This window comes from Pseudomonas sp. Hp2 (assembly GCF_006386585.1).
GTDB classification, from domain to species: Bacteria; Pseudomonadota; Gammaproteobacteria; order Xanthomonadales; family Xanthomonadaceae; genus Pseudomonas_S; species Pseudomonas_S boreopolis.
Genome location: NZ_VAHJ01000012.1, coordinates 1 through 5,765, shown reverse-complemented (window position 1 = coordinate 5,765; position 5,765 = coordinate 1). Strand labels below are relative to the sequence as shown.

The 5,765-nt window shown below is 55.0% G+C and carries 2 tRNA genes and 3 rRNA genes; all 5 read right to left on the bottom strand.

What is annotated here, in order from left to right:
* Positions 1–107: 107 nt before the first annotated feature.
* A 5S ribosomal RNA gene (gene rrf / locus FD678_RS20105) occupies positions 108–222 on the bottom strand.
* A 147-nt stretch (positions 223–369) separates the two neighbouring features.
* Positions 370–3,247 (bottom strand): 23S ribosomal RNA (locus FD678_RS20100).
* 220 nt (positions 3,248–3,467) lie between these two features.
* Positions 3,468–3,544 (bottom strand) — tRNA-Ile (locus FD678_RS20095).
* Positions 3,545–3,560: 16 nt separating this feature from the next.
* Positions 3,561–3,636: transfer RNA gene (locus FD678_RS20090), tRNA-Ala, on the bottom strand.
* 94 nt (positions 3,637–3,730) lie between these two features.
* A 16S ribosomal RNA gene (locus FD678_RS20085) occupies positions 3,731–5,275 on the bottom strand.
* The 16S, 23S and 5S rRNA genes sit together here with 2 tRNA genes alongside, the layout of an rRNA operon.
* Between the last annotated feature and the right edge of the window lie 490 nt (positions 5,276–5,765).

Sequence of the window (5,765 nt, the reverse complement as noted above, 5' to 3'; positions counted from 1 at the left end):
CTGCGCGAAGTGTTTTCAATATTAAAGTGCGGGAGGGGTTGGTGCTGTTTTTGTTTTGCGCAAAGAACAACCCCCCAGCTTTAGGCTGGGGGGTTGTGGGGTAAAGCCCCTGGCGATGACCTACTCTCGCATGGTTTAGACCACACTACCATCGGCGCGGCTGCGTTTCACTTCCGAGTTCGGGATGGGATCGGGTGGTTCCACAGCGCTAATTTCACCAGGGAGACGGTTGGAGCGTCGCCAGAGTTTGCTTCCATCCTCGGGGAAGGGAAGCGCATACGGCGCTCGGTCTCGCATGGGGACTTGTGACGTAGCGTGCATTGGGTATCTACCAACGTGTTCGTTGGGACCAAGGCAACTTGAGGTTATATGGTCAAGCCGCACGGATCATTAGTATCAGTTAGCTCAACGCCTTGCAGCGCTTACACACCTGACCTATCAACCACGTAGTCTACATGGTTCCTTTAGGGGGCTTGAGCCCCGGGAGATCTCATCTTGAGGCGCGCTTCCCGCTTAGATGCTTTCAGCGGTTATCGCTTCCGAACATAGCTACCCGGCAATGCCATTGGCATGACAACCGGAACACCAGAGGTTCGTCCACTCCGGTCCTCTCGTACTAGGAGCAGCCCCTCTCAAATCTCCAACGCCCATGGCAGATAGGGACCGAACTGTCTCACGACGTTCTGAACCCAGCTCGCGTACCACTTTAAATGGCGAACAGCCATACCCTTGGGACCGACTACAGCCCCAGGATGTGATGAGCCGACATCGAGGTGCCAAACACCGCCGTCGATATGAACTCTTGGGCGGTATCAGCCTGTTATCCCCGGAGTACCTTTTATCCGTTGAGCGATGGCCCTTCCATACAGAACCACCGGATCACTAAGTCCTACTTTCGTACCTGCTTGATCCGTCGATCTTGCAGTCAAGCACGCTTATGCCTTTGCACACAGTGCGCGATGTCCGACCGCGCTGAGCGTACCTTCGAGCTCCTCCGTTACTCTTTAGGAGGAGACCGCCCCAGTCAAACTACCCACCATACACGGTCCCCGACCCAGATCATGGGCCCAGGTTAGAACGTCAAGCACGACAGGGTGGTATTTCAAGGATGGCTCCACCACAGCTGGCGCCATGGTTTCATAGCCTCCCACCTATCCTACACAGACGAACTCAACGTTCAGTGTAAAGCTATAGTAAAGGTTCACGGGGTCTTTCCGTCTTGCCACGGGAACGCTGCATCTTCACAGCGATTTCAATTTCACTGAGTCTCGGGTGGAGACAGCGCCGCTGTCGTTACGCCATTCGTGCAGGTCGGAACTTACCCGACAAGGAATTTCGCTACCTTAGGACCGTTATAGTTACGGCCGCCGTTTACTGGGGCTTCGATCAAGAGCTTCGCCTTGCGGCTGACCCCATCAATTAACCTTCCAGCACCGGGCAGGCGTCACACCCTATACGTCCACTTTCGTGTTTGCAGAGTGCTGTGTTTTTGATAAACAGTCGCAGCGGCCTGGTCACTTCGGCCTTCGTCAGCTATAGCCCGCATGGGCCACCAACAAAGGCGCACCTTCTCCCGAAGTTACGGTGCCATGTTGCCTAGTTCCTTCACCCGAGTTCTCTCAAGCGCCTGAGAATTCTCATCCTACCCACCTGTGTCGGTTTACGGTACGGTCTTCGTGAGCTGAAGCTTAGGAGCTTTTCCTGGAAGCGTGGCATCAGTGACTTCGCCCAAAAGGGCTCGTCTCGGTGCTCGGTCTTGAAGGATCCCGGATTTGCCAAAGATCCAAACCTACCGCCTTTCCCCGGGACAACCAACGCCCGGTACACCTAGCCTTCTCCGTCCCTCCATCGCACTCACGCGAGGTGCAGGAATATTAACCTGCTTCCCATCGACTACGGCTTTCGCCCTCGCCTTAGGGGCCGACTCACCCTGCGCCGATTAACGTTGCGCAAGGAAACCTTGGGCTTTCGGCGTGCGGGTTTTTCACCCGCATTATCGTTACTCATGTCAGCATTCGCACTTCCGATACCTCCAGCGAGCTTCTCAACTCACCTTCGCAGGCTTACGGAACGCTCCTCTACCGCGCATACGAAAGTATGCACCCCAAGCTTCGGTTCTGTGCTTAGCCCCGTTAAATCTTCCCCGCAGACCGACTCGACCAGTGAGCTATTACGCTTTCTTTAAAGGGTGGCTGCTTCTAAGCCAACCTCCTGGCTGTCTGTGCCTTTCCACATGGTTTTCCACTTAGCACAAAATTTGGGACCTTAGCTGTGGGTCTGGGTTGTTTCCCTTTTCACGACGGACGTTAGCACCCGCCGTGTGTCTCCCATACAGTCCGTCTCGGTATTCGGAGTTTGCAATGGTTTGGTAAGTCGCGATGACCCCCTAGCCATAACAGTGCTCTACCCCCGAGAGGATACATATGAGGCGCTACCTAAATAGCTTTCGAGGAGAACCAGCTATCTCCGGGTTCGATTAGCTTTTCACTCCTAATCACACCTCATCCCCTACCTTTGCAACGGGAGTGGGTTCGGGCCTCCAGTTGATGTTACTCAACCTTCACCCTGGGCATGACTAGATCACCCGGTTTCGGGTCTACTGCCCGCGACTATGCGCCCTTATCAGACTCGGTTTCCCTTCGCCTCCCCTATACGGTTAAGCTTGCCACGAACAGTAAGTCGCTGACCCATTATACAAAAGGTACGCAGTCACCCTTGCGGGCTCCTACTGCTTGTACGCACACGGTTTCAGGTTCTATTTCACTCCCCTCTCCGGGGTTCTTTTCGCCTTTCCCTCACGGTACTGGTTCACTATCGGTCGGTCAGGAGTATTTAGCCTTGGAGGATGGTCCCCCCATGTTCAGACAGGGTTTCACGTGCCCCGCCCTACTCGTCTTCACTGCCATGGCCCTTTCGAATACAGGGCTATCACCTTCTATGGCCGGCCTTTCCAGACCGTTTTCCTAAAACCATAGCAGCTTAAGGGCTAGTCCGCGTTCGCTCGTCGCTACTGACGGAATCTCGGTTGATTTCTTTTCCTCTGGTTACTTAGATATTTCAGTTCACCAGGTTCGCCTCCAGCAGCTATGAATTCACTGCAGGATACTGCCGAAGCAGTGGGTTTCCCCATTCGGACATTGCCGGATCAAAGCTTGTTGCCAGCTCCCCGACACTTTTCGCAGGCTGCCACGTCCTTCATCGCCTCTGACCGCCAAGGCATCCACCGTGTGCGCTTATTCGCTTGACCATATAACCCCAAGTCGCCTCGGAGTCATCTGTGCCGTGGGGTACAACGCCACGACGCGAATGTAACGACTCAATATTAGGGACTTTCGTCCCCGCCTTAGCCTCAACGACACGTTTAGATAGATATCTCAAACGCTCGCTACGTCACAAGTTATTAAAGAACACGTACCGGCCTCAACGCCGATCCGTCTAAATTCTTCGTGTGCGCCATACATTCAGAGTGGTGGGTCTGGGAGGACTCGAACCACCGACCTCACCCTTATCAGGGGTGCGCTCTAACCACCTGAGCTACAGACCCAAAAGTCTACTCACCCTGGTGGAGCCTGTCGGGATCGAACCGACGACCCCCTGCTTGCAAAGCAGGTGCTCTCCCAGCTGAGCTAAGGCCCCGTGACGGGACTATCGGCACCGGCCCTGGCCGGTACTGAACTCTGAATGCAGGTAACTTGTGAGGACGCCCGACAGGACGATGCTGTCATGCTCAAAAGGAGGTGATCCAGCCGCACCTTCCGATACGGCTACCTTGTTACGACTTCACCCCAGTCATCGGCCACACCGTGGCAAGCGCCCTCCTTGCGGTTAAGCTACCTGCTTCTGGTGCAACAAACTCCCATGGTGTGACGGGCGGTGTGTACAAGGCCCGGGAACGTATTCACCGCAGCAATGCTGATCTGCGATTACTAGCGATTCCGACTTCATGGAGTCGAGTTGCAGACTCCAATCCGGACTGAGATTAGGTTTCTGGGATTGGCTCACCCTCGCGGGATTGCAGCCCTCTGTCCTAACCATTGTAGTACGTGTGTAGCCCTGGTCGTAAGGGCCATGATGACTTGACGTCATCCCCACCTTCCTCCGGTTTGTCACCGGCGGTCTCCTTAGAGTTCCCACCATTACGTGCTGGCAACTAAGGACAAGGGTTGCGCTCGTTGCGGGACTTAACCCAACATCTCACGACACGAGCTGACGACAGCCATGCAGCACCTGTCTCACGGTTCCCGAAGGCACCAATCCATCTCTGGAAAGTTCCGTGGATGTCAAGACCAGGTAAGGTTCTTCGCGTTGCATCGAATTAAACCACATACTCCACCGCTTGTGCGGGCCCCCGTCAATTCCTTTGAGTTTCAGTCTTGCGACCGTACTCCCCAGGCGGCGAACTTAACGCGTTAGCTTCGATACTGCGTGCCAAGTTGCACCCAACATCCAGTTCGCATCGTTTAGGGCGTGGACTACCAGGGTATCTAATCCTGTTTGCTCCCCACGCTTTCGTGCCTCAGTGTCAATGTTGGTCCAGGTAGCCGCCTTCGCCACGGATGTTCCTCCTGATCTCTACGCATTTCACTGCTACACCAGGAATTCCGCTACCCTCTACCACATTCTAGTGACCCAGTATCCACTGCAATTCCCAGGTTGAGCCCAGGGCTTTCACAACGGACTTAAATCACCACCTACGCACGCTTTACGCCCAGTAATTCCGAGTAACGCTTGCACCCTTCGTATTACCGCGGCTGCTGGCACGAAGTTAGCCGGTGCTTATTCTTTGGGTACCGTCAGAACAACCGGGTATTAACCGATTGCTTTTCTTTCCCAACAAAAGGGCTTTACAACCCGAAGGCCTTCTTCACCCACGCGGCATGGCTGGATCAGGCTTGCGCCCATTGTCCAATATTCCCCACTGCTGCCTCCCGTAGGAGTCTGGACCGTGTCTCAGTTCCAGTGTGGCTGATCATCCTCTCAGACCAGCTACCGATCGTCGCCTTGGTGGGCCTTTACCCCGCCAACTAGCTAATCGGACATCGGCTCATCTAATCGCGCAAGGCCCGAAGGTCCCCTGCTTTCACCCGTAGGTCGTATGCGGTATTAGCGTAAGTTTCCCTACGTTATCCCCCACGACAAGGTAGATTCCGATGTATTCCTCACCCGTCCGCCACTCGCCACCCAGAGAGCAAGCTCTCCTGTGCTGCCGTTCGACTTGCATGTGTTAGGCCTGCCGCCAGCGTTCACTCTGAGCCAGGATCAAACTCTTCACTTAAAACTGCATGCCCGAAGGCAAAAGCTTTTAGCTGCAGATGTCCAATCTCTGGCAACGTATCGCTTGCAAAGCAATTGACTTGTTGCTTGATTAAACGTCTGCAAGATGGACAATCATCCTTCCTGCAGGCGTCCGCACAAATTACCTGCGCACACTTTCAAAGAACCCCGGGGCCGGCCTCAGCGCCTTTCCCGCATGCCCCGAAGTTTCCTTCGAAGCGAGCCGCCCATTATAGCCGGCTTTTCGTTTCCGTCAACACCTCGTTGCGGGCGCCGACTTCAACCTGCCGCCCCAGCCACCCGAAGGTTTTTGCCGAAGCGAGCCCGCCATCATAGCGGACTTTCCTACCTCGTCAACCCCTCGTCGCCGAGGAGGTTGCCGCCGCTTCAATCCGGTCCGAAGACCCTCTCGAAGCGAGCCGCTCATTCTGCGGCCACTTCCTCGAATCGTCAACACCTTTGTCGCTGAAGTCGTTGATTCGAGAACCCTT